Genomic DNA, 20077 nt, shown 5'->3' with positions numbered 1-20077 from the left:
TCAGACGATGCCGAACAGCAGGCCCGCGCCGAGGATCACCAGGCAGGTGAGGGCGGCCCACTTGACGACGAAGCGGGTGTGGTCGCCGAACTCGACCTTGGCCATGCCGACGAGCACGTAGACGGCCGGGACGAGCGGGCTCGACATGTGCAGGGGCTGGCCGACGAGCGAGGCGCGGGCCATCTCCAGCGGCGTGACCCCGTGCGCGGCGCCGGCCTCGGCGAGGACCGGCAGGACGCCGAAGTAGAAGCCGTCGTTGGACATGAAGTAGGTGAGCGGGAGGCTCAGCAGGCCGGTGACGAGGGCCATGTGCGGGCCCATGCCGGCGGGGATGACGTCGACCATCCACTTCGCCATGTGGTCGACCATGCCGGTGCCCTGGAGGACGCCGGTGAAGACGGCGGCGGCGAAGACCATGCCGGAGACGTTGAGGACGTTGTCGGCGTGGGCGGCGAGCCTGGCCCTCTGGTCGGGGATGTGCGGGAAGTTGACGGTCAGCGCGGCGGCGGCGCCGAGCAGGAACAGCACCGGGATCGGCAGCCACTCCATGATCATGGCGGTGAGCAGCGCGACGGTGAGCAGCGCGTTGAACCAGTACAGCTTGGGGCGCAGGGTGGGACGGTTCGGGTCGAGGCCCTGCAGGCCCTCGTCCTGCGGCTCCTCGGGAAGGGACGGGCCGCCCGTACCGCCGGTGGTCTGCGCGCCGGTGCCGGTGCCGGCGCCCACGAGGACGGTCTCGGCCTCCTGGGGCTCCAGCACCTCGTCGAGGGTCAGCACACCGAGCCGCTTGCGCTCGCGGCGGCCGAGGACGTACGCGAGCACGAACACGAAGAGGAGACCCACGGCCAGCGCCGGGATCATCGGCACGAAGATGTCGCTCGCGTCGAGCTTCAGCGCGGTGGCGGCGCGGGCGGTCGGGCCGCCCCAGGGCAGCGTGTTCATCACGCCGTTGGCCATGGCGGCCACACCGGTCATCACGACCAGGCTCATCTTCAGGCGCTTGTACAGCGGGTACATCGCCGAGACGGTGATCATGAAGGTGGTGGAGCCGTCGCCGTCGAGGGAGACGATCGCGGCGAGCAGCGCGGTGCCGACGACGATGCGCAGCGGGTCGGCCTTGCAGAACTTCAGGATGCCCCGGACGATCGGGTCGAAGAGGCCGACATCGATCATCACACCGAAGTAGACGATCGCGAACATGAGCATCGCCGCCGTCGGAGCGAGGCTGCCGACGCCTTCGATGACGTAGTCACCGAGCTTGGCGCCCTTTCCGACGACGACGCAGAACAGCGCCGGGATCAGCACGAGCGCCGCGATCGGCGACATCTTCTTCATCATGATCAGGACCAGGAAGGTCGCGATCATGGCGAAGCCGAGGATGGTCAACATGAATGGATACCTAACGTTCGCCCTTGAACATCCCACCTGGGGGTCGGCGGTGCGTTGACGTTAGGTCCGTTCAATCGGCGTTAACAAGACGTTGACGTGCGAGCAATAAGCGCAATATTCCAGGTCACGGCGTTGCGACGACTGCGGCGAGCTCGACGGGCACCCCGTTGAGGACCGCGTTGCCCGACAGCGGGTCGAGCAGGCTGCCGTCGAGGAGCTGGTTGACGTTGACGCCGGGGTCCGTGGCGGCGTGGCTGAGCCGGGTGCCGGGGCGGTCGTGGCCCCAGCCGTGCGGCAGGCTCACCACGCCCCGCCGTACGCCGTCGGTGACCTCGGCCGGGACGGTCACCTCTCCGCCGGCGCCCTTCAGTCGCACCGGTGCCCCGTCCCTGACGCCCAGCCGCTCGGCGTCCTCGGGGTGGATGTGCAGGGTGCAGCGGTTGGTGCCGCCGGTGAGGGCGGGGACGTTGTGCATCCAGCTGTTGTTGGAGCGCAGATGGCGGCGGCCGACGAGGACGAGTCCGGCGGGCCGCTCGCGCAGCGCCTGCCGGAGCCGGGGAAGATCGTCCGCGATCGGCCGGGACCACAGCTCGATTCGGCCGCTCCTCGTCTTCAGCGGCTGCGGCAGGCGCGGGCCGAGCGGGCCGAGGTCGATGCCGTGCGGGTGGTCGAGGAGGCGGGCGAGGGTGAGTCCCTCGGGGTCGGCGCCGAAGCCGTCGCCGTAGGGGCCGAGGCGGAGCATCAGGTCGAGCCGGCGCTCGGGTCCGGTCTCGCCGGTGAGCTGTGCGGCGAGCTCCTGCGGGTCGCGGCCGTGCACGGGCGAGTGGGCCTGGGTGACGGCCTTGCCGAGGGTCTGCCCGATGACCAGGTCGTCGACGGCGGACGGGTCGGCGCCGTGCATCCCGGTGGCGGCCAGCGTCAGCCGGGCGAGGATCTCCGACTCGGCCATCCGGCCCGGCTCCAGCGGTACGGCGGGGCGCGAGTAGCGGACCTGGTTGCGCACGGCGAGGGCGTTGAAGGCGAAGTCGTGGTGCGGGCTCTGGGAGGGCGGGGGCGGGGGCAGCACGACGTCGGCGTGGCGTGAGGTCTCGTTCAGGTACGGGTCGACGCTCACCATGAAGTCGAGCGAGCCGAGCGCCTTGTCGAGGCGGTCGCCGTCCGGGGCGGACAGCACCGGGTTGGCGGCGACGGCGATGAGCGCGCGGATCGGCTCGCCCTCGTCGGTCGCGGTGTCGATCTCCTCGGCGAGGGCGGAGAGCGGCAGTTCCCCCTTCGCCTCGGGGTGCCGGCTGACGCGCGAGTGCCAGCGGCCGAGTGCGAAGCCCCGGCCGGGGCCCGCCGGGCGGGTCCGGTCGGTCGCGGCCAGCGGGAAGAGCGCGCCGCCGGGCCGGTCCAGATTGCCGGTGAGGATGTTGAGGACGTCCACGAGCCAGCTGCCGAGGGTGCCGAAGGGGACCGTGCAACTGCCGATGCGGCCGTAGACGGCGGCGGTGGGGGCTGCGGCGAGTTCACGGGCGAGCGTCCGGATGACACCGGCGTCGACCTCACAGGCGGGGGCGACGGCTTCGGGGGCGAACTCCCTTACGGCGTCCCGGACTTCGTCGACCCCTTCGACGTACGGCGTCAACTCCCCCAGGTCCACGAGGCCTTCCTCGAAGAGCACGTGGGTCATCGCCGCGAGGAGGAGCGCGTCGGTGCCGGGCCGGATCTCGATGTGCCGGTCGGCGAGCTTGGCGGTGCGGGTGCGGCGGGGGTCGATGACGGTGAGGGTGCCGCCGCGGGCCTTGAGCGCCTTCAGTTTGCCGGGGAAGTCGGGGGCGGTGCACAGACTCCCGTTGGACTCCAGGGGGTTGGCGCCGATCAGCAGCAGATGGTCGGTGCGGTCCAGGTCGGGCACGGGGATCGCGAGGGCGTCGCCGTAGAGCAGTCCGCTGGAGACGTGCTTGGGCATCTGGTCGACCGTGGAGGCGGTGAACAGGCTGCGGGTGCCGAGCCCGGCGAGCAGCACGGGCGGGTAGAGGGCGCCGGCCACGGTGTGGACGTTGGGGTTGCCGAGGACGATCCCGACGGAGTGCGGGCCGTACCGCTCGACGACCGGCCGGATCCCGGCGGCGACGGCGTCGAAGGCCTCCGCCCAGGAGGCCTCGCGCAGCTCGCCGTCCCGGCGGACGAGGGGGGTGCGCAGCCGGTCGGGGTCGCCGTCGACGGCCCCGAAGCTCGCGCCCTTGGGGCAGATGAACCCCTTGCTGAACACGTCCTCACGGTCTCCCCGGGCACCGGTGACCTTGCTCCCCTCGACGGTGAGTGTCAGCCCACAGGTGGCCTCGCACAGGGGGCAGATTCGCAGGGCGGTGCGGGACACGGGTCCTCCCGGGGGGCGGCGGCGTTGCCTTGGCCCGCCGAGCATACCGACCGGTATGCCCAAGGGCGAGGGGTCACCGTACTCCGCCGAAGAGGACCACGCCGCCGCGGGTGCCGACGATCAGCTCGCCTCGCGACGACCTCGCCGGTTCCGGCGCCCGGCGGCCGGGTCAGTCCAGGGCCCGTCCCAGATAGGCCCGCAGCAGTTCCCGCATCTCCGCGATGACCTTGGCGTCGCCCTCCGGGTCCACGCGGAAGGCCAGTTGGACGAGGGTGTCGGCGGTTTCGACGGCGATCAGGAAGGTGCGGCGCAGGTCGTCGTCGGGGGTGCGGTCGAGGTGGGCGGAGAGGAGGTCCGCGAGGCGGTCGGCGACCCGGTGGTTGGGCTCGGCCTGGCGGGCACCGACCGGGATCTGGTTGCCGAAGTCGACGAGGGAGAAGCCGGGCGCGGTGCGCTTCATGGCGAGGTACTCGTCGAGCACGGCGTCCATCACGGCCCGCCAGTCGCCGTGCCGGGCCTCCTTCAGCCGCTCGGTGACGCGCTCGGACCAGCGCTCCAGGTTCCGCTGGGCGAGGGCGTCGGCCATCTGCCGTTTGTTGCCGAAGAAGCGGTAGACGGAGCCGATCGGGACGCCGGCGCGCTGGGCGACGGCACGGGTGCTCAGGGCGTCGTAGCCGACCTCGTCCAGGAGGTCGGCGCAGGCGTCCAGGATCCTGGTCAGCCGTTCGGCGCTGCGCCGCTGGACCGGCGCACGGCGGAGCGATGTCGCTTGGGGCACGGACTTCATGATGCCTTTCCGTCGTGGCCTGGTGGAACCTCGCCCCTCGGTACGGAGAAAGGTGGCCGATGCACTCAATCCGACTCCGCCGCGGTGGGGGACGGCGAGGGCTCCGAGACCGTGATGTCGGCCGTGCTCTCGACGGGCTTGCCGCCGACCGCCCAGACCGTGCCGTCGTCCGCGTACAGCCGCGCCGTGACCTCGTGCGTGCCGTGCGGGAGGTAGCCGGCCGGAATGCGATAGGCCGGGGTGCGCAGATCGGCCACGGGCTGGCCGTCGACGGAGAGCCGGGCGGTGCCGCGGCCGGTGACGGCCCTGGCCGGCGCGCCGGACGGCGAGAAGCGGAAGTCGGTCAGTCTCAGCCGGACGTCCCAGCTGCCGTCGGTGTCGGGCTGGACCTCGACGCCCACCTGGGGCGCGCCCTTCTTGTCGACCTCACGGTAGTGGCGCCCGTCGTCGTCGGTGTCGTCCAGGACCTTGCCGACGGGTGAGGGCGACACCACGGTCCCCTGTTCCCGGGCATCGCCGGAGTCGCACCCCACGGCTGCGGCCAGCGGCAGGACACAGACCGTGAGCGCGACGACGGCTGCGCGCTTCCACGACATGCCCGGGAGATTAGAGCACCTGTCCGACACGCGGATCCCCCTGGGGTCTGGTTCTGGCCGGGTGTGATCGTCCTCCGTGAGGAGGAGCGGCGGACCTCTTGCGCCCGTGAAAACGCAATCCTACGGTGATGCATAGGAATCGGCAGGGCACGGCACCGCCACGCAAGGGAGCGACGATGAGCAGCGGGGACGCACGCAAGACCGCCGAGCGGCTGTCCTATCTCTCGGGGTTCGGCAACGAGCACGCCTCCGAGGCGGTGCCGGGCGCGCTCCCCGAGGGCCGCAACTCTCCGCAGCGCGCCCCTCTCGGCCTGTACGCCGAGCAGCTGAGCGGTACGGCCTTCACCGAGCCGCGCGCCCACAACCGCCGCTCGTGGCTCTACCGCATCCGCCCGTCGGCCGCGCATCCGGCGTTCACCCGGGTCGGCAACGGCCCGCTGGGCACCGGCCCGTTCACCGACACGGTCGCCGACCCCAACCGGCTGCGCTGGGACCCGCTGCCCGAGCCCGCCGAGGGCACGGACTTCCTCGCCGGCCTGTGGACCCTCGGCGGCAACGGCGACGCCGCCCAGCGCGCCGGCATGGCCGTGCACCTCTACCACGCGAACGCGTCCATGGAGCGGGTCTTCGGCGACGCCGACGGCGAGCTGCTGATCGTGCCCGAGCGGGGCGGTCTGCTGCTGCGCACGGAGTTCGGGCTGCTGCACGCCGAGCCGGGCGAGGTGGCGCTGGTCCCGCGCGGGGTGCGCTTCCGCGTGGAGCTGTTGGACGCCTCGGCGCGCGGGTACGTCTGCGAGAACTACGGCGCCCCCTTCCGCCTCCCCGACCTCGGCCCGATCGGCGCGAACGGACTGGCCAACCCCCGCGACTTCCGCGCGCCCGTCGCCGCGTACGAGGACGTCGAGGGCCCGGTTGAGGTGGTCAACAAGTTCTGCGGCAACCTCTGGCGCGCCACCTACGGCCACTCGCCGCTCGATGTGGTCGCCTGGCACGGCAACCATGTCCCGTACGTCTACGACCTGCGCCGTTTCAATGTCATCGGGACGATCTCGTACGACCATCCCGACCCGTCGATCTTCACGGTGCTGACGTCCCCGTCGGACACCCCGGGCCTCGCCGGTGTCGACTTCGTGGTGTTCGCGCCGCGCTGGCTGGTGGGCGAGGACACCTTCCGGCCGCCGTACTTCCACCGGAACGTGATGAGCGAGTACATGGGGCTGATCGAGGGCGCCTACGACGCGAAGACGGCTGGAAAAGGAGGTTTCGTGCCGGGCGGCGGCTCCCTGCACAACATGATGTCGGCGCACGGACCGGACCGGGAGACCTTCGACCGGGCGAGCGCCGCGCAGCTGCGGCCGCAGCGGCTCGACGACGGGCTCGCGTTCATGTTCGAGACCCGGTGGCCGCTCGTCCTCACCCCGCACGCCGCCGCCGCGGACCATCTGCAACAGCGCTACGACGACGTGTGGAGCGGCCTCGAACGGCACTTCCGCCCCTTGCACTGACGTATTCCGACCGGTACGGATGGCCCCGTGACCTCCTTCGCCCCGGACTCGATCGTCCTCAACCGCAAGCTGCCGCTCTGGTATCAGGTGTCGCAGTCGCTGCGCGCCTCGATACTCGGCCGCTCGCCCCGCGATCCGCTGCGGCTGCCCACCGAGGAGCGGCTCGCGGAGCACTACGGGGTGAGCGTGCTGACCATGCGGCAGGCGCTGAAGGAGCTGGAGGACGAGGGGCTGATCAGCCGGCACCGGCGCCGCGGCACGTTCATCGAGCCGGGCGTGCGGCGGGGTGCGCCGGTACGGCTGCTGGGCTCGGTCGACGCGATCGTGGCCCAGCAGTCCGGCATGGCGACCGAGCTGCTGGACCACGGCACGGCCACGGTGCCCGCCGAACTCGCCGAGCACTTCCCGGACCTGGCCGAGGTGGCGACGTACCACCGGCTGCGCGGCGACGAGAAGACGGGCGAGCCGACCAACCACGCCCGCAACTACGTCCGTCCGGAGATCGCCGCCCGGATCGACCCCGACGACCTGGTGCGCTGGCCGATGACCAAGGTGCTGCGGGACGTCGTGGGCGCGGACATCGCCCGGATCACGGACACGGTCGAGGCGCGGCTTGCCGACCCGGAGACCGCGCACCTGCTCCGGGTGCCGCTGCTGAGCCCGATCCTGCACTACACCGGCGTCACCTACGACGGCGCGGGGCGGGTCCTCGACGCCGCCGTCATCCACTACCGGGGCGACCGTTTCTCCTTCACGGTGACTCTCGACGCGACCCCCGACGCGACCTGAACACCACGTACCATGCCCAGCGTGACGCACGACGACGCTCCGCCGCTGGCGGACCTCATGCCGTGGTCCGTCGCACCGCCGCGGCTCGGCCGGGGGTGGCCGACGGCCCCCGACCCGGCTTCCCTGAAGGCCCGTTGGGACGCCCTGGTGAAGGCCGAGGGCCCGGGCCGCGAGGCCCTGTTCGAGCCGACGCGCTCGCGCACCCTGCACACGGCGGTCGGCCGGCTGCCCGGTCGCTCGGGAGGCACCGAGCGGCTGGTCCGCGCGTCCGGCCCCTGCGCGGAACCGGTCAAGGTGCTGGCCGCCCCGTTCGACGAGCGCTGGCTCATCCCCGACCACCGGCTGATCGACGCCGCCCGCCCCGAGCTGTGGCGGGTCGCGGACGAACGGCAGGTGTTCGTTGTGGAGACCCCGGAGCTGCCGAAGGCCCCGCTCCTCGCGACCTCCGTGCTGCCGCTGCTGCGGCCGGGCCGCGTCCGCCCGCTGTACCGGCGGCCGGGCGGCGCGGAGCCGAATCTGCGGGCCTCCTGGAGCATCTGGCCGGGCTGGGGCACTCCGCCGATCCGGTGGACTTCCTGGCCTGGACCCTGACGGCCGTCCGTCCCGACCTCACCGTGCCGCTGACCCGGGACCCCGACCTGTGGGCCCGGGGCGTCGAGTCGGGCCGGCGTGCGCTGTGGCTGCTGCGGCGGGACGGCGAGCGCCCCAAGCTCCCCGGCGGCCGTCGCCCCTACGTCCGCGCCCCGCTCCCCACCCGTCCGCTGACCCTGCTGTACGACCGCGAGGAGGAGACCCTCCATCTCGACGAGGGCCGCATCGCGCCCGTCCCGCCGCAGGCCTGGGACGTCGAGACGGGCACGGGGACCCGGGTCCTGGAGCAGTGGTTCGCGGCCCGCACCGCCGAGGACGCCGAGCCGGGCACCCTCGCGGCGATCCGTCCGGCGGCCTGGCAGCAGACGTGGACGTCGGAACTCCTCGAACTGATCACGGTATTGGCCCTGTTCGCCGAAGTGCGCGAGCAACAGCGGGAGTTGACGGTGACGGACCAGGTCACGGCGGCGGAGCTGCGAGCGGCGGGCGTCCTGCCGGTCCCGGACTCCGCACGGCGACCCGCGTCCGTGCTGGACCACCAGGAGGAGGGCCCGGAGGGACAGTTCGCCCTGCTGTGAGGGCGAGCCCTGCCGAACGCCGGTGCCGAACCGTCCCTGGACCCCACCCGGGGCGCGGTCGGCGCGGTGACCCGCGACACCACCCTCACCCCCGGCTGGTCCGGGAACTCGACGCGGCGGGCGTGCCGTCGCTCGACGCCGGCCTGAAACCGCCCACCCTCGACGACGTGTTCCCGCGTCCGACCGGCGAACGCCAGGACCGCGGTGACCTCTTGCCGATCATGATGCTGCCGGGTCCCTGCGGGACCTGTTCGGCAACGTGCCCGTCCCGAGGGGGCCGCCTGGCCGGTGGCGTACCCGGTCGCGGGCTCGCCGGCCTGGTGCGCGGTGCTGATCGCGGTGTTCGTACCGCTCGCCGTACGGCGCTACGCGCACCCCGCGCCTGACGCACCCGTGAACGGGGCCGTCGGGAGCGGTGGCGAGCAGGGGGATCGCCGGCCGGGCCGTTGCGGGCGTCGGCGCCTCCGATCACACTGCCGGGCGGGTCGGAGGCGAGGAAGGGGGACGTGCCCGCGCTCGGGGAGCACACCGAAGCGCTGCTGCGTGCCGCGGGGATGACGGACGACGGGATCGCAGCGCTGTGCCGGGACGGTGTGGCCGCCTGAGCGCGGGGCTCAGTGCCGGTGTGGCCGCCTGAGCGGCGCGCTCAGTGCTTGTGTCCGCCGAACAGCGAGCGGCGCAGTCGGCGCAGCGGCGCGAACAGCGAGACGCGGGCCGTCCTGGTGCGGGCGTGAGCGGGCTCGCGCGCGGTCAGCTCCAGCATGAGCGAGGTCGCCTCGACCGTCTCCCGTTGCGGTATGGCGGGGCCCGCCAGCACCGAGAGATGGCGGTCGAGCCGCGAACTGGTCGCACTGCTCCCGCAGGTGATCGCAGGGACCCTCGCCCTGCTGCGCATCGTTATCTGTTCCATGTCACTCCCCACCCGTACGAGTCCACCCGGCCCGGGCAGGGTAACCCTATCGCCCCGTCCGGGCACGCGTGTATCGAGCTCACAGGAATCACCTTCCCCGTAAGGGGGTTGACGTACCCACTTCAATCACTCTCCGAATCCAACCGATTTCAGGGTGAGTTGGACAATCGGCTGACTGGTGGGCTGAGCTGACCCTCCATCGGGCTCGACGGTTACGGCGAGTGATGTGGAGGTCTTGTCGAGACCGGTCGCGACCAAGGGCGTGTCGCCCTCGAAGAGCCCGAGGGAGCGCGGTTGCACGTTGGGGCGCATGAGCCAGAGCTGATGCACCTGTCCGCCGGCCAGGTCCCCGTATCCGCTCAAGGTAACGATCGCCTCACCCTCGGATGCGGAAGCGATTACTCCGATACTGCGGCCCTTGGCGTCCCTGCCCGTGTTCGCCCGCGCGTCCGGAGCAGCGAGAACGTGGGCGATATCACGCGCCTGGGCACGCTCCGCGTCGAGCTGGTCCTGGGTGCGGTTGGCCTGGACGGCGAAGAGCGAGGCGACGACGAGCGCCGCGGCGGCGGTGGCCGTGGCGAGCGGCACGAACAACGGGCGGCGCGCACGGGGCGCACGGGGGCGTCCCGGTGTCGGCGGCGTGCCCCAGACATGTGGGGGCAGTTGGGGCTTGTACTCCCGTACCGGCGCACGCCCCGGCTCCTGGGGGGTGGCGCGTACGGCGGCCAGCACCCGGTCGCGCATCGCGGCCGGCGGCGGCGCCGACTGGGACCAGGCGAGCCGGACGGCGTCCTCGGCCAGCGCCCGCACCTCGGCGGCGCAGCGGTCGCAGGAGCCGAGATGCTTCTCGAAGCGGCGGCGCTCATCGGGCTCGAGGGCGTCCAGGGCGTAGGGCGCTGCCAGCGAGTGCAGGTCCCCCCGGCCGAACAGTTTTCCGAACACGCTCACGCGGCTCCTCCCAGACAGTCCCTCAGCCGCGTGAGTCCGTCGCGCATCCGGGTCTTCACGGTGCCCAGCGGCAGCTTCAGCCGCTCGGCGACCTCACGGTATGTGTAGCCGTCGTAGTAGGCGAGGGTGACCGACTGCCGCTGAAGGTTCGTCAGCCGGCCCAGGCAGCGGCGCACCAACTGCCGTTCCAGGCCCGCCTCGACCTCCTCCGCCACATGGTCGAAGGCCGGGTCGTGGTAGCGCAGCCCCTCGCGCTGCTCGCGGTCGGAGGCGGCGCGGGCGCTGCGCACCCGGTCGACGGCGCGCCGATGGGCGAGCGTGAGGATCCAGGACAGGGCGCTGCCCCGGCCGGGGTCGTAGCGCGCGGCGGAGCGCCAGGCCTCCAGGAGCACCTCCTGGGCGACCTCCTCGGACTGGGCGGGGTCGCGCACGACCCGGCGCACGAGTCCGAACACCGGCCCGGACACCAGCCCGTACAACTGCTCGAATGCCCTCTGGTCCCCGCCAGCGACGAGCACCAGCAGCTCGTCCGCCTCCATCCGGTCCCCCTCTCCGCGGCCGCACCCGGGCCGCCCCGTCACACCAGGCATTCGCAACGGACACACCTCCGGATGGGGTACGGATCCGAACGGCCGAAACGCGGGTCGAGCAGCGAAAAAAAGTTTTTTGTTTTCGACCAATCCGATTGGCCGTCCGGTCCGTATCACTGTCCGTCAGGCAAGTTGGCACAGAGGACGGACGGCAGGACGGCATGACTGCAGCTATCTCCAACAGCGGCTCGGGGCGCAAGGGCGTCGCGACTCTCATTTGTGGGGCGCTCGCCGCCGGGGGGCTCACCGCGGCCGGCGTCGCCGTTCTGGCCCCCGGCGCGGCGAACGCCTCCAGCCACCGCGAGGCCCCCCTCATCTCGGGGACCCCGCAGTACGACAACACCGACTTCTACGCGTTCGTCAGCCCGGACCACCCGGACACGACCACGATCATCGCGAACGTGATCCCGTTCGAGGAGCCCGGTGGCGGCCCGAACTTCTACCAGTTCGCCGAGGACGCCCAGTACGACGTCCGCATCGACAACAACGGCGACGCGAAGGAGGACCTGGTCTTCCGCTACACGTTCAAGACGAACGTGAAGAACCGGAAGTCCTTCCTCTACAACACCGGTGTGGTCGACAGCCTGTACGACCCCGACCTGAACGTCACCCAGACCTACGACCTGACCCTGATCAAGGAGAAGGACGGCAGGGTCGAGCACGAGACCAAGCTCGCGGACGATGTGCCGGTGGCACCGTCCAACGTGGGCAAGGCCTCGATGCCGAAGTACTCCAAGCTGCGCGACCAGGCGATCTACAAGCTGTCCAACGGCGCCAAGACGTTCGCGGGCCAGGCCGACGACCCGTTCTTCGCCGACCTGCGCGTCTTCGACCTGCTGTACGGCGGTGACCTCTCCGAGGTCGGCCGGGACACCCTCAAGGGCTACAACGTCAACACCATCGCCCTGCAGGTGCCGAACGACCTGATCACCGAGTCGAAGAAGCAGCCGATCGTCGGCATGTGGTCGACCATCCAGCGCGAGAACGCGCAGGGCTACTACGAGCAGGTCTCGCGCCTCGGCAGCCCGCTGGTCAACGAGGTCGTCAACCCGATCAAGGACAAGGACAAGTTCAACGCGTCCAAGCCCAAGGACGACGGCCAGTTCCTGAAGAACGTCACCAACCCCGAGCTGCCGAAGCTCATCGAGGCGATCTTCAAGATCAAGGCGCCGGCCGAGCCCCGCAACGACCTGGTCGACGTGTTCCTCAAGGGCGTCAAGGGCCTCAACCAGCCGCCGTACGTGACGCCGTCCGAGGAACTGCGCCTCAACACCTCCATCCAGCCGGCGAAGAACCCCAAGCGGCTCGGCGTCCTCGACGGCGACAACGCGGGCTTCCCGAACGGACGCCGCCTCACCGACGACGTGATCGACGCCTCGCTCCAGGTCGTCGAGGGTGAACTGGTCGGCTCCAAGAACGACCTCGGTGACGCGGTCGACAAGAACGACAAGAAGTTCGAGAACTACTTCCCGTACATCGCCCTGCCGACCGCCGGTTCGCGCGGCAAGACCGCGAAGAGCGGCGCCGACACCAAGAGCGCCCTCGGCGACGGCCTCACCACCACCTCCGAGAACACCCCGCTGATCGCCGCGTCCGCGGGCGCCGGCGCCGCGGGCATCCTCCTCATCGGCGGTGCCCTGATGTGGTGGCGCCGTATGCAGCGTCCGTCGTACCGCCGCCACTGAGGCACCGGCCGGACCCGCCGCCCGGCGGGCCGGGGAGAATCCTGCGCTCCCCGGCCCGCCCCACCTCCCCCCACGAACTGGCGCGGCCCGCGTACTCATCCCCCACGGCGCGGGCCGCGCCACCCCCACATCCCCCCACAGCCGCAGGCCGATCCACCCCAGGCGACCTAGGAGAGGGCATGTCCCCGCGTACGAACGACGGCGCACCGGAGCACGAGCGACCGGCATCCGGACCGGCGTCCGAGGACGCCGCCGTGGCGGACCCGGACCTGTCGGAGAGCGGGCAGGAGCCGGCCGGCACCGACTCCGAGGACGCCTTCGCCGTCGAGGACGTCGAGGCCACTGAGGCCCTGGAGGCGACCGACTCCGGTACGGACGGGGCCGACGTCCGGGTGGCCGCCGTACGCCGGGTCGCCGCCGCCGGCCGCCGTTGGCGGCGCGTCCAGCTCGGCGCCTGCGCCGCCATGATGGCGGTGGGACTCACCGCCGGGGCGATCGCGATCGGCGCCGTGCGGGACGGGCAGGCCCCCCGTGTGGTCACCGCGGCCGCCGTGTCCCCCGGTCTTCTCGCGAGCGGGAACCTGGACACCGCCATCACCGCGCTCCAGGCCCATCTGCGCGCCCAGCCCAGGGACTTCGGAAGCTGGGCCACCCTCGGGCTCGCCTACGTCGAACAGGCCCGCACCAAGGGCGACCCCTCCCGCTACCCCCAGGCCGAGCAGGCGCTGAAGCGCTCCCTGTCCCTGAAGAAGGACAACGACGCGGCGCTGGCCGGACGGGCCGCGCTGGCCGCCGCCCGCCACGACTTCGCGGGCGCGCTGACGTACGCCGACCGGGCGCTCGCGCAGAACCCCTACAGCGAACGCGCCCTGTGCTCCCGTATCGACGCCCTCGTCGAGCTCGGCCGCTACGACGACGCCGAGAAGGCCGCGGACCTGGCGGACCGACGACGGCCGGGCGTACCGGTGTTCACCCGCTACGCGTACGTCCACGAACTGCGCGGTGACGTCACCACCGCCCGCCGTGTCCTCGAACGGGCGCTCTCCGCGTCCACCACCCCCGGCGACATCTCCTACGTGGCCGCCCAGCTCGGCCAACTCGCCTGGAACCAGGGCCGCTACGAGGAGGCCCTCACCTACTACGCCCGCGCCCTCGCCGCCGACGACACCTATCTGCCGGCGCTGGAGGGCAGGGCCCGCGCCCAGGCCGCGAGCGGACAGCGGGCCGAGGCGATCAAGGGACTGGAGGCGGTCGTCGCCCGCTATCCGCTGCCCGGCCCGCTCGTCGCCCTCGGCGAGCTGTACGAGGCCCGCGGCGCGCAGGGCGACGAGGAGAAGGCGCAGAACCAGTACGCCCTCGTCGACGCCTGGACGGCGATCGCCCGCGCCAACGGCGTCAACGTCGACCTCGACACCGCGCTCGCCGCCGCCGACCACGGGGACAAGGCGACGGCCCTGCGCGCGGCCCGCGACGACTGGTCCCGCCGGCACACCGTACACACGGCGGACGCCCTCGCCTGGGCCCTGCACGTCAACGGCAAGGACGCCGAGGCCCTTTCCTACGCCCGGCAGGCCACGGCCACCGGCTACCGCAACGCGAGCTTCCTCTACCACCGCGGGGTGATCGAGAAGGCCACCGGTCATCCCGACGACGCCCGTACCCACCTCGCCGCCGCGCTGAGGCTGAACCCCGGCTTCTCCCCGCTGGGCGCCCGCGAGGCCCGTACGGCGCTCAAGACGCTGGAGGCGGACCAGTGAACACCCGTCGTCTGTTCGCCTCCTGCGCGGCCGTGTTCACGGCCGGCGTCGCGCTCGCGCTGGCTCCTTCCACCAGCGCGAGCGCGCACCCCCTCGGCAACTTCACCGTCAACCGCTACGACGGTCTCGTCGCCGCCCCCGGGCAGCTGCGCGTCGACCATGTCGAGGACCTCGCCGAGATCCCGGCGACCCAGGCCAAGCCGGACCTGGAGCGGCTCGGCACGGCCGAGTGGGCCCGGCAGCGGTGCGAGAGCGCCGCGAGCGGCAGCAAGGTCACCGTCGACGGCGAAGCCGTCCCCCTCACGGCCGGCCGCAGCAAAGCGGTGCTGCGGCCGGGCCAGGCCGGCCTGAACACCCTGCGGGTGGAGTGCCGGCTCACGGCGGAGCTGCCCGAGCAGCGGACGTTCTCGCTCGCCTTCCACAGCGAGGGCGCCTCCACCGGCCCCGGCTGGCGCGAGATCACCGCGCGCGGCGACCGGATGACGCTCACGAAGTCCGACGTCCCGAAGACGTCGGTGTCGGACGAGCTGACCACGTACCCGAAGGAACTGCTGTCCTCGCCCGCCGACACCGCGACCGCCGCGCTGACGGTGCGCCCGGGCGGCTCGGCGCTCGTCGAGGACGCCGACCGGGACGCGCCCGCCGCGTCCGTGCTGCCGCGCGGCGCCGACCGGTGGACGCGGGCCCTGGACAGCCTCGTCGCCCGCCAGGACCTCACCGTGGGCTTCGCCGCGCTGGCCCTGGTGATCGCGATCGGCCTCGGCGCGATGCACGCGGTCGCCCCGGGCCACGGCAAGACCATCATGGCGGCGACGGCGGCCGCCCGGGGCGGCAGGGCGCGGATGAAGGACGTCCTGCCGCTGGCCGCGTCGGTCACCATCACCCACACCCTGGGCGTGGTCGCCCTCGGCGTCCTCGTCACGGCCGGCTCGGCGGCGGCCCCCTCGGTGATCGCCTGGCTGGGCCTGGCCAGCGGCGCCCTGGTGCTCTGCGCCGGCGTCACCCTCGCCCGCCGCGCCTGGCGCAACCGGGGACACGGACACAGCCACGGCCACGGCGGCCACACCCACAGCCACGGCCCGGACGGGGGGCACCCGCACGACCACGGCCACGGCCATGACCACGGCCACTCCCACGACCACTCCCCCACCCCCAGCCGCGAGCTCGTCCTCGCCGGGGCCCCCGGCGGCCGGGCGCACAGCCTCACGAAGGCCCCCGCGCACACCCACGACCACCCCTCCGAACACACTCACGACCACCACCACGATCACGATCACGCCCACGACCACGCCCACTCGCACGGCGGGCACACGCACTCCCACGGCGGGCACACCCACACCCACGCCGTCGCCCCCACCCTGCGCGGCACGATCCTGCTCGGCTTCGCCGGCGGGATGGTCCCGAGCCCCTCCGCCGTGGTGGTGCTGGTCGGCGCGGCGGCGCTGGGCCACGCCTGGTTCGGGCTGCTGCTCGTCGTCGCGTACGGCATCGGTCTCGCGCTGACCCTCACGGCCGCCGGGTTCGCCGTGGTCAGGCTCGGGGCCGGGGCGACCCGCCTGCTGGACCGGCGGCCGCGCTGGACGACGCATCCGGCCCTGACGCTGGTCCAACGCAACCTCCCGGTCTGGTCCGCGCTGCTCGTCGTGGCCCTCGGGGCCGGACTGGTGCTCAAGGGGGCCGCATCCGTACTCGGCTGAGCTACGTTTGTGGAGTTGCGGAGGATTTCGCCCGGATGCGATGTGCGAATGGGGGACGCCGTGTCCGAAGAACCGGGCAGTGAACGTCTGATCGCGGGCCGCTACCGTCTGCTGACCCCGCTCGGCGAGGGCGGCATGGGGACGGTGTGGCGGGCCCGTGACGAGGTGCTGGGCCGCGAGGTCGCCGTCAAGGAGGTGCGCGCCCCGGCCGGGCTGCCCGCCTCGGACGTCGAGCGGATGTACGCGCGGCTGGAGCGGGAGGCCTGGGCGGCGGCCCGGGTCGCCAACCGGAACGTCGTCACGGTGTACGACGTGGCGATGCAGGACGGGCGCCCGTGGATCGTCATGGAGATCGTGCGCGGGATCTCGCTCGCCGAACTGCTGGACGCCGAGGGTCCGCTGGAGCCGGCGCGCGCGGCGCACATCGGCGCGGAGGTGCTGTCGGCGCTACGGGCCGCGCACGAGGCCGGGGTGCTGCACCGGGACGTGAAACCGGCCAATGTGCTGATGTCGAACGACGGCCGGGTGGTGCTCACCGACTTCGGCATCGCGACCGTCGAGGGCACCTCCGCGCTGACCATGACCGGTGAGGTCATCGGCTCCCCCGAGTTCCTCGCGCCGGAGCGCGCGCTGGGGCGCACGCCGGGACCGGAGTCGGATCTGTGGTCGCTGGGCGTGCTGCTGTACGCGGCGGTCGAGGGGAACTCGCCGTTCCGCCACGACACGCCGCTGAGCACCCTGCGGGCGATCGTCGACGAGGAGCTGCCGCCACCGCGGCGGGCCGGTCCGCTGGCACCCGTGATCGAGGGGCTGCTGCGCAAGGACCCGGCGGAGCGGCTGCCGGCCGAGCGGGCCGAGCAGGACTTGCGGCTCGTCGCGGCCGGGGGCACCCCCTCCGGGGGAGGCGGACCGCGCTCCGCCCCGGTCGCTCCGGCGCCGTACGGGGCTTACGCGCCGACCGTCTCGACGCCGCCGACCCCGGTCGAGCCCTTCCGTCAGGAGCCGCCGCCCCCGTGGACGGACACCGGCTCCCGTCGGGAGGAGCCGGGGCCCGACCGGCGCAGCCGCACGGTGTTCGTCATCGGGGTGATCGTGCTCGCGCTGGCGGTCGCGGGGCTGACGTACGGACTGCTGAACCGGGGCGACGACGACAAGGGCGCGTCCGGTGGGGTCACCAGCAGTCAGACGCAGGGCCTGAGTTCGACGCCCTCGCCCGACAGGAGCAGCGGGACGCCGAGCGCTTCCCCGAGCCCGAGTCACAGTGCCTCGTCCGCCGCGCCGCGGCAGACCGTGTCGGTGTCCGTCACCGGCGCGAACACGGACTACCGGGGCTCCTGTCCGCCGCCGAACGACTCCGCGCCGGCCTTCACGGCCACGATCACGGTGGGGAGGCTGCCCGCCACGGTGACCTACCGCTGGGTGGCGAAGGACGGCGAGCTGTCCGGCCAGACCTGGAAGACGCTCGACTTCCCGTCGGGCGGCGGGAAGTCGAAGCAGGACAAGGTGGTGCTGTCGACGTACGCGCAGAGCGGGACGTACGAGAACGCGATCGGTGTCGAGGTCAGCGACCCGGTGAAGACGACCTCCGCGTACGTGCCGTTCTCGGTGACCTGTGAGACGGAGACCCCGTCGGGCGGGGCCTCCCCCTCGTCGTCGCCCACGGAGTGACGGGGCCTACGGAGTGACGGGGCCTACGGAGTGACTCGGGCGGCGCCGTTCAGCACGGGCAGATAGCCGCCCGACTGGCCGGGCGCCGTCGGGTGGTAGGACTCGCCGATGTTGAGCAGGTTGAGGCTGTGCAGCCAGGAGCTGTTGGAGCAGATCTCGTGCCCGCTGAACGTCGTACGGACGTCGCCGAAGGTGAAGCCGTGGGCGGCGGCGCGGCGGGCGACGGCGGCGTCGAGGTAGTCGGCCGCGTTGTTGATGGCGGAGCGCTTGGTCTCGGACAGGCCGAGGCAGACCGTGCCGAGCCGGTAGAAGCGGGGGTAGCCGAGGACGACGACCTGGGCGTTGGGGGCCTTGGAGCTGATCGCCGAGTAGACGGTGTCGAGCTTGCCGGGCAGGGTCGAGTCGACGTACGCCCGGGCCGTGTTGATGCGGCTGACGCAGGTGCTGTCGGAGCTGGTGACGCAGGTCGTCATGACGTCGGCGAAGCCGGCGTCGTTGCCGCCGATGCTGATCGAGACGAGGCCGGTGGAGGAGTTCAGACCGCCGAGCTGATTCGCCAGAACTTCATCCGTTCGGGCGCCCGAGCAGGCGGCGAACGTGAACGAGGAGGGTGAATGGGCGGCGTTCCAGAGGTACGGGTACGCCTTGGTGCTGCGCTTGCAACTGCCGCTGGAGCTGATGTAGCCGCCCGCTCCGACGCCGGAGGAGTAGGAGTCTCCGAGCGCCACGTAGCCGCCGGTCGCGGCGAGTTGGGACGCCTGCGCGGCGGTCGCCCCGGTGAGGGCGGCGGCTGCGGCGAGGAGGAGTGAGCTCAGGAATACGACAAGTCGGGAATGTCTCATGGAACCTCCCTTAGCAGGATCTCTGCCACAACCGTCGTAGCAACTACGCGTGTTGACGGGAAGTGTCCATGCCAAGACTTTTCGGGCGCCCCCGCACCATGCGCAACACCCCTCGCTCGCCGCACGCAAGGGCCGTACGGGGTACGCGGTGGTGCGCCGGACGCGCCGACCGCTCGGCGCACTCGGCTGAGCGGACCGGGTTCCGGAGTGCGCCGACACACCGCGCGCACCACGGAAACCGGGTGCACGGGGCGCCTTCGTGCCGGATCATGGCGGCATGTCTGCGCACCCACACGACGCTCTGCCGATCCGGCTCACCGTCGACGACTCCGACTCCCCGTCCGACGTCGTCGACGCGCTGTTCCTCGGCCGCTTCGCGACGGGCGAGCAGCCGTACTCGCACGCGGTGAACATCGACCGCGTCCGCTCCGGCGCGACCCTGCTGCCGCCGCAGGCGCGGGTGCTGCGCATGGCCCGCGACGACGACCGCAGCGCGACACTCGCCGAGGGCGACGGCTGGACGCTGCTGGTCTCCCGCTGGAACCGCGGCGCCGACGTCACGGTCACCGCGACCACCGCCGAACTCGCCGCGAAGGTGCTGGACGAGGCCACGGACGGCGCGGCCGACGAGCCCGAACCCCAGCCGGAGAACGTGACCATGGGCTTCTGGTACGTCTCCCCGCGGCGCGGCCCGCACCGCACCACCCGCCAGATCTCCGCGGGGACGTGGGAGGAGGTCCGCCCCAACTACACGGCCCCCGTGGCCGAGGCGATGGACCGGCTGATGGCGACGACCCCGGAGGACATCGCCGGCCGGCTGCTCCTGCTGCACGGCCCGCCCGGCACCGGCAAGACCTCCGCGCTGCGCACCCTGGCCCGGTCCTGGCGGGACTGGTGCCAGGTGGACTGCGTCCTCGACCCCGAGCGGCTCTTCTCCGACGTGGGCTATCTGATGGACATCGCGATCGGCGAGGAGGACGCGGCGGGCAAGGGCCGCTGGCGGCTGCTGCTCCTGGAGGACTGCGACGAGCTGATCCGCGGCGAGGCCAAGCACACGGCGGGCCAGGCGCTGTCCCGTCTGCTCAACCTGACCGACGGCCTGCTCGGCCAGGGGCGCAACGTGCTGGTCGGGGTCACGACCAACGAGGACCTGGAGCGACTCCACCCGGCCGTGGTCCGCCCGGGCCGCTGTCTCGCCCGCATCGAGGTCGGCCCGCTGACCCGCGCGGAGGCGGTCGGCTGGCTGGGCACCGAGGAGGGCATCGGCCGCGAGGGGGCCACGCTGGCGGAGCTGTACGCGCTGCGGCGGGGCACCTCCCCGACCTCCCTGCCGGAACCGAGGGACCGCTCCGACGCGGGGCTCTACCTGTAGAAGTGCTTTGA

General features: G+C 72.3%; 15 protein-coding genes and 3 pseudogenes. 10 read left to right on the top strand and 8 right to left on the bottom strand.

All coding sequences use genetic code 11. From position 1 onward, the window contains the following. The 4 genes from OG852_RS37775 to OG852_RS37760 form a co-directional block, all read right to left on the bottom strand. Window positions 1-1389, bottom strand: coding sequence for a CitMHS family transporter (locus OG852_RS37775; protein WP_133913556.1), 1389 nt, complete (start codon window positions 1387-1389; stop codon window positions 1-3). 124 nt (window positions 1390-1513) lie between these two features. Continuing rightward, a complete protein-coding gene (locus OG852_RS37770) occupies window positions 1514-3751 on the bottom strand; it encodes a molybdopterin oxidoreductase family protein (protein WP_330350261.1) in 2238 nt (745 codons plus the stop codon). A 169-nt stretch (window positions 3752-3920) separates the two neighbouring features. Then, entirely contained in the window at window positions 3921-4538 is a 618-nt protein-coding gene (locus tag OG852_RS37765) for a TetR family transcriptional regulator (RefSeq protein ID WP_133913558.1), read from the bottom strand. A 65-nt stretch (window positions 4539-4603) separates the two neighbouring features. Further along, window positions 4604-5134 carry a hypothetical protein gene (locus OG852_RS37760; RefSeq protein ID WP_133913559.1) on the bottom strand — a complete coding sequence of 177 codons (531 nt, stop codon included), beginning with the start codon at window positions 5132-5134 and terminating at the stop codon, window positions 4604-4606. A gap of 176 nt (window positions 5135-5310) precedes the next feature. Between OG852_RS37760 and hmgA the strand changes: the two genes are divergently transcribed. The 5 genes and pseudogenes from hmgA to OG852_RS37735 form a co-directional block, all read left to right on the top strand. Further along, entirely contained in the window at window positions 5311-6639 is a 1329-nt protein-coding gene (gene hmgA / locus OG852_RS37755) for a homogentisate 1,2-dioxygenase (protein WP_133913560.1), read from the top strand. A 27-nt stretch (window positions 6640-6666) separates the two neighbouring features. Next, complete coding sequence (locus OG852_RS37750; RefSeq protein WP_133913561.1) at window positions 6667-7428, top strand: GntR family transcriptional regulator; 762 nt, start codon at window positions 6667-6669, stop codon at window positions 7426-7428. A gap of 12 nt (window positions 7429-7440) precedes the next feature. Next, window positions 7441-8597, top strand: a pseudogene (locus OG852_RS37745) (type ISP restriction/modification enzyme). 235 nt (window positions 8598-8832) lie between these two features. Beyond that, window positions 8833-8972, top strand: a pseudogene (locus tag OG852_RS37740) (ABC transporter permease); the annotation flags it as partial. Between the two features lie 32 nt (window positions 8973-9004). After that, window positions 9005-9202: pseudogene (locus OG852_RS37735) on the top strand (CoA transferase); the annotation flags it as partial. Between the two features lie 41 nt (window positions 9203-9243). On the opposite strand, the gene OG852_RS37730 reads toward OG852_RS37735, so the two are convergent. From OG852_RS37730 to OG852_RS37720, 3 genes are all read right to left on the bottom strand, one after another. Next, window positions 9244-9507, bottom strand: a complete 264-nt coding sequence (locus OG852_RS37730) for a hypothetical protein (protein ID WP_133913563.1) — start codon at window positions 9505-9507, stop codon at window positions 9244-9246. A 126-nt stretch (window positions 9508-9633) separates the two neighbouring features. Then, on the bottom strand, window positions 9634-10455 hold the full coding sequence (locus OG852_RS37725) for an anti-sigma factor (protein WP_330350260.1): 822 nt from the start codon (window positions 10453-10455) through the stop codon (window positions 9634-9636). Beyond that, the gene (locus OG852_RS37720) at window positions 10452-10994 is read right to left on the bottom strand and encodes a sigma-70 family RNA polymerase sigma factor (RefSeq protein ID WP_330350259.1); all 543 of its coding nucleotides are present in this window, start codon (window positions 10992-10994) and stop codon (window positions 10452-10454) included. The genes OG852_RS37725 and OG852_RS37720 overlap by 4 nt, the downstream gene beginning before the upstream one ends. A gap of 212 nt (window positions 10995-11206) precedes the next feature. Here OG852_RS37720 and OG852_RS37715 point away from each other — a divergent pair, with 212 nt between their 5' ends. The 4 genes from OG852_RS37715 (at window position 11207) to OG852_RS37700 (ending at window position 17852) form a co-directional block, all read left to right on the top strand. After that, window positions 11207-12730: a DUF4331 domain-containing protein gene (locus tag OG852_RS37715; protein ID WP_133913566.1), complete on the top strand. Its 1524-nt coding sequence runs from the start codon at window positions 11207-11209 to the stop codon at window positions 12728-12730. Between the two features lie 179 nt (window positions 12731-12909). Next, window positions 12910-14487: a tetratricopeptide repeat protein gene (locus OG852_RS37710; protein ID WP_330350258.1), complete on the top strand. Its 1578-nt coding sequence runs from the start codon at window positions 12910-12912 to the stop codon at window positions 14485-14487. Further along, window positions 14484-16184, top strand: a complete 1701-nt coding sequence (locus OG852_RS37705) for an urease accessory protein UreH domain-containing protein (RefSeq protein ID WP_330350257.1) — start codon at window positions 14484-14486, stop codon at window positions 16182-16184. Before OG852_RS37710 ends, OG852_RS37705 begins: the two co-directional genes overlap by 4 nt. A gap of 60 nt (window positions 16185-16244) precedes the next feature. Continuing rightward, on the top strand, window positions 16245-17852 hold the full coding sequence (locus tag OG852_RS37700; protein WP_330350256.1) for a serine/threonine-protein kinase: 1608 nt from the start codon (window positions 16245-16247) through the stop codon (window positions 17850-17852). A 23-nt stretch (window positions 17853-17875) separates the two neighbouring features. Here the strand turns inward: OG852_RS37700 and OG852_RS37695 are convergent, their stop codons facing one another. Next, the gene (locus tag OG852_RS37695) at window positions 17876-18694 is read right to left on the bottom strand and encodes an SGNH/GDSL hydrolase family protein (protein ID WP_330350255.1); all 819 of its coding nucleotides are present in this window, start codon (window positions 18692-18694) and stop codon (window positions 17876-17878) included. 277 nt (window positions 18695-18971) lie between these two features. On the opposite strand from OG852_RS37695, the gene OG852_RS37690 reads away from it, so the two are divergent. Further along, window positions 18972-20066, top strand: a complete 1095-nt coding sequence (locus OG852_RS37690) for a DUF5925 domain-containing protein (RefSeq protein ID WP_330350254.1) — start codon at window positions 18972-18974, stop codon at window positions 20064-20066. Window positions 20067-20077: the final 11 nt, after the last annotated feature.

This window comes from Streptomyces sp. NBC_00582, assembly GCF_036345155.1.
GTDB lineage: Bacteria > Actinomycetota > Actinomycetes > Streptomycetales > Streptomycetaceae > Streptomyces.
Note: the sequence above shows the minus strand (reverse complement) of the source record. Positions and strands in the feature narration are given on the sequence as shown.

Coding starts and splice junctions, on each gene's coding strand:
- OG852_RS37760 (WP_133913559.1), bottom strand. CDS start 5,134: ATGTCGTGGAAGCGCGCAGCCGTCGTCGCGCTCACGGTCTGTGTCCTG.
- OG852_RS37715 (WP_133913566.1), top strand. CDS start 11,207: ATGACTGCAGCTATCTCCAACAGCGGCTCGGGGCGCAAGGGCGTCGCG.
- OG852_RS37765 (WP_133913558.1), bottom strand. CDS start 4,538: ATGAAGTCCGTGCCCCAAGCGACATCGCTCCGCCGTGCGCCGGTCCAG.
- OG852_RS37730 (WP_133913563.1), bottom strand. CDS start 9,507: ATGGAACAGATAACGATGCGCAGCAGGGCGAGGGTCCCTGCGATCACC.
- OG852_RS37720 (WP_330350259.1), bottom strand. CDS start 10,994: ATGGAGGCGGACGAGCTGCTGGTGCTCGTCGCTGGCGGGGACCAGAGG.
- OG852_RS37775 (WP_133913556.1), bottom strand. CDS start 1,389: ATGTTGACCATCCTCGGCTTCGCCATGATCGCGACCTTCCTGGTCCTG.
- OG852_RS37690 (WP_330350254.1), top strand. CDS start 18,972: ATGTCTGCGCACCCACACGACGCTCTGCCGATCCGGCTCACCGTCGAC.
- OG852_RS37695 (WP_330350255.1), bottom strand. CDS start 18,694: ATGAGACATTCCCGACTTGTCGTATTCCTGAGCTCACTCCTCCTCGCC.
- hmgA (WP_133913560.1), top strand. CDS start 5,311: ATGAGCAGCGGGGACGCACGCAAGACCGCCGAGCGGCTGTCCTATCTC.
- OG852_RS37710 (WP_330350258.1), top strand. CDS start 12,910: ATGTCCCCGCGTACGAACGACGGCGCACCGGAGCACGAGCGACCGGCA.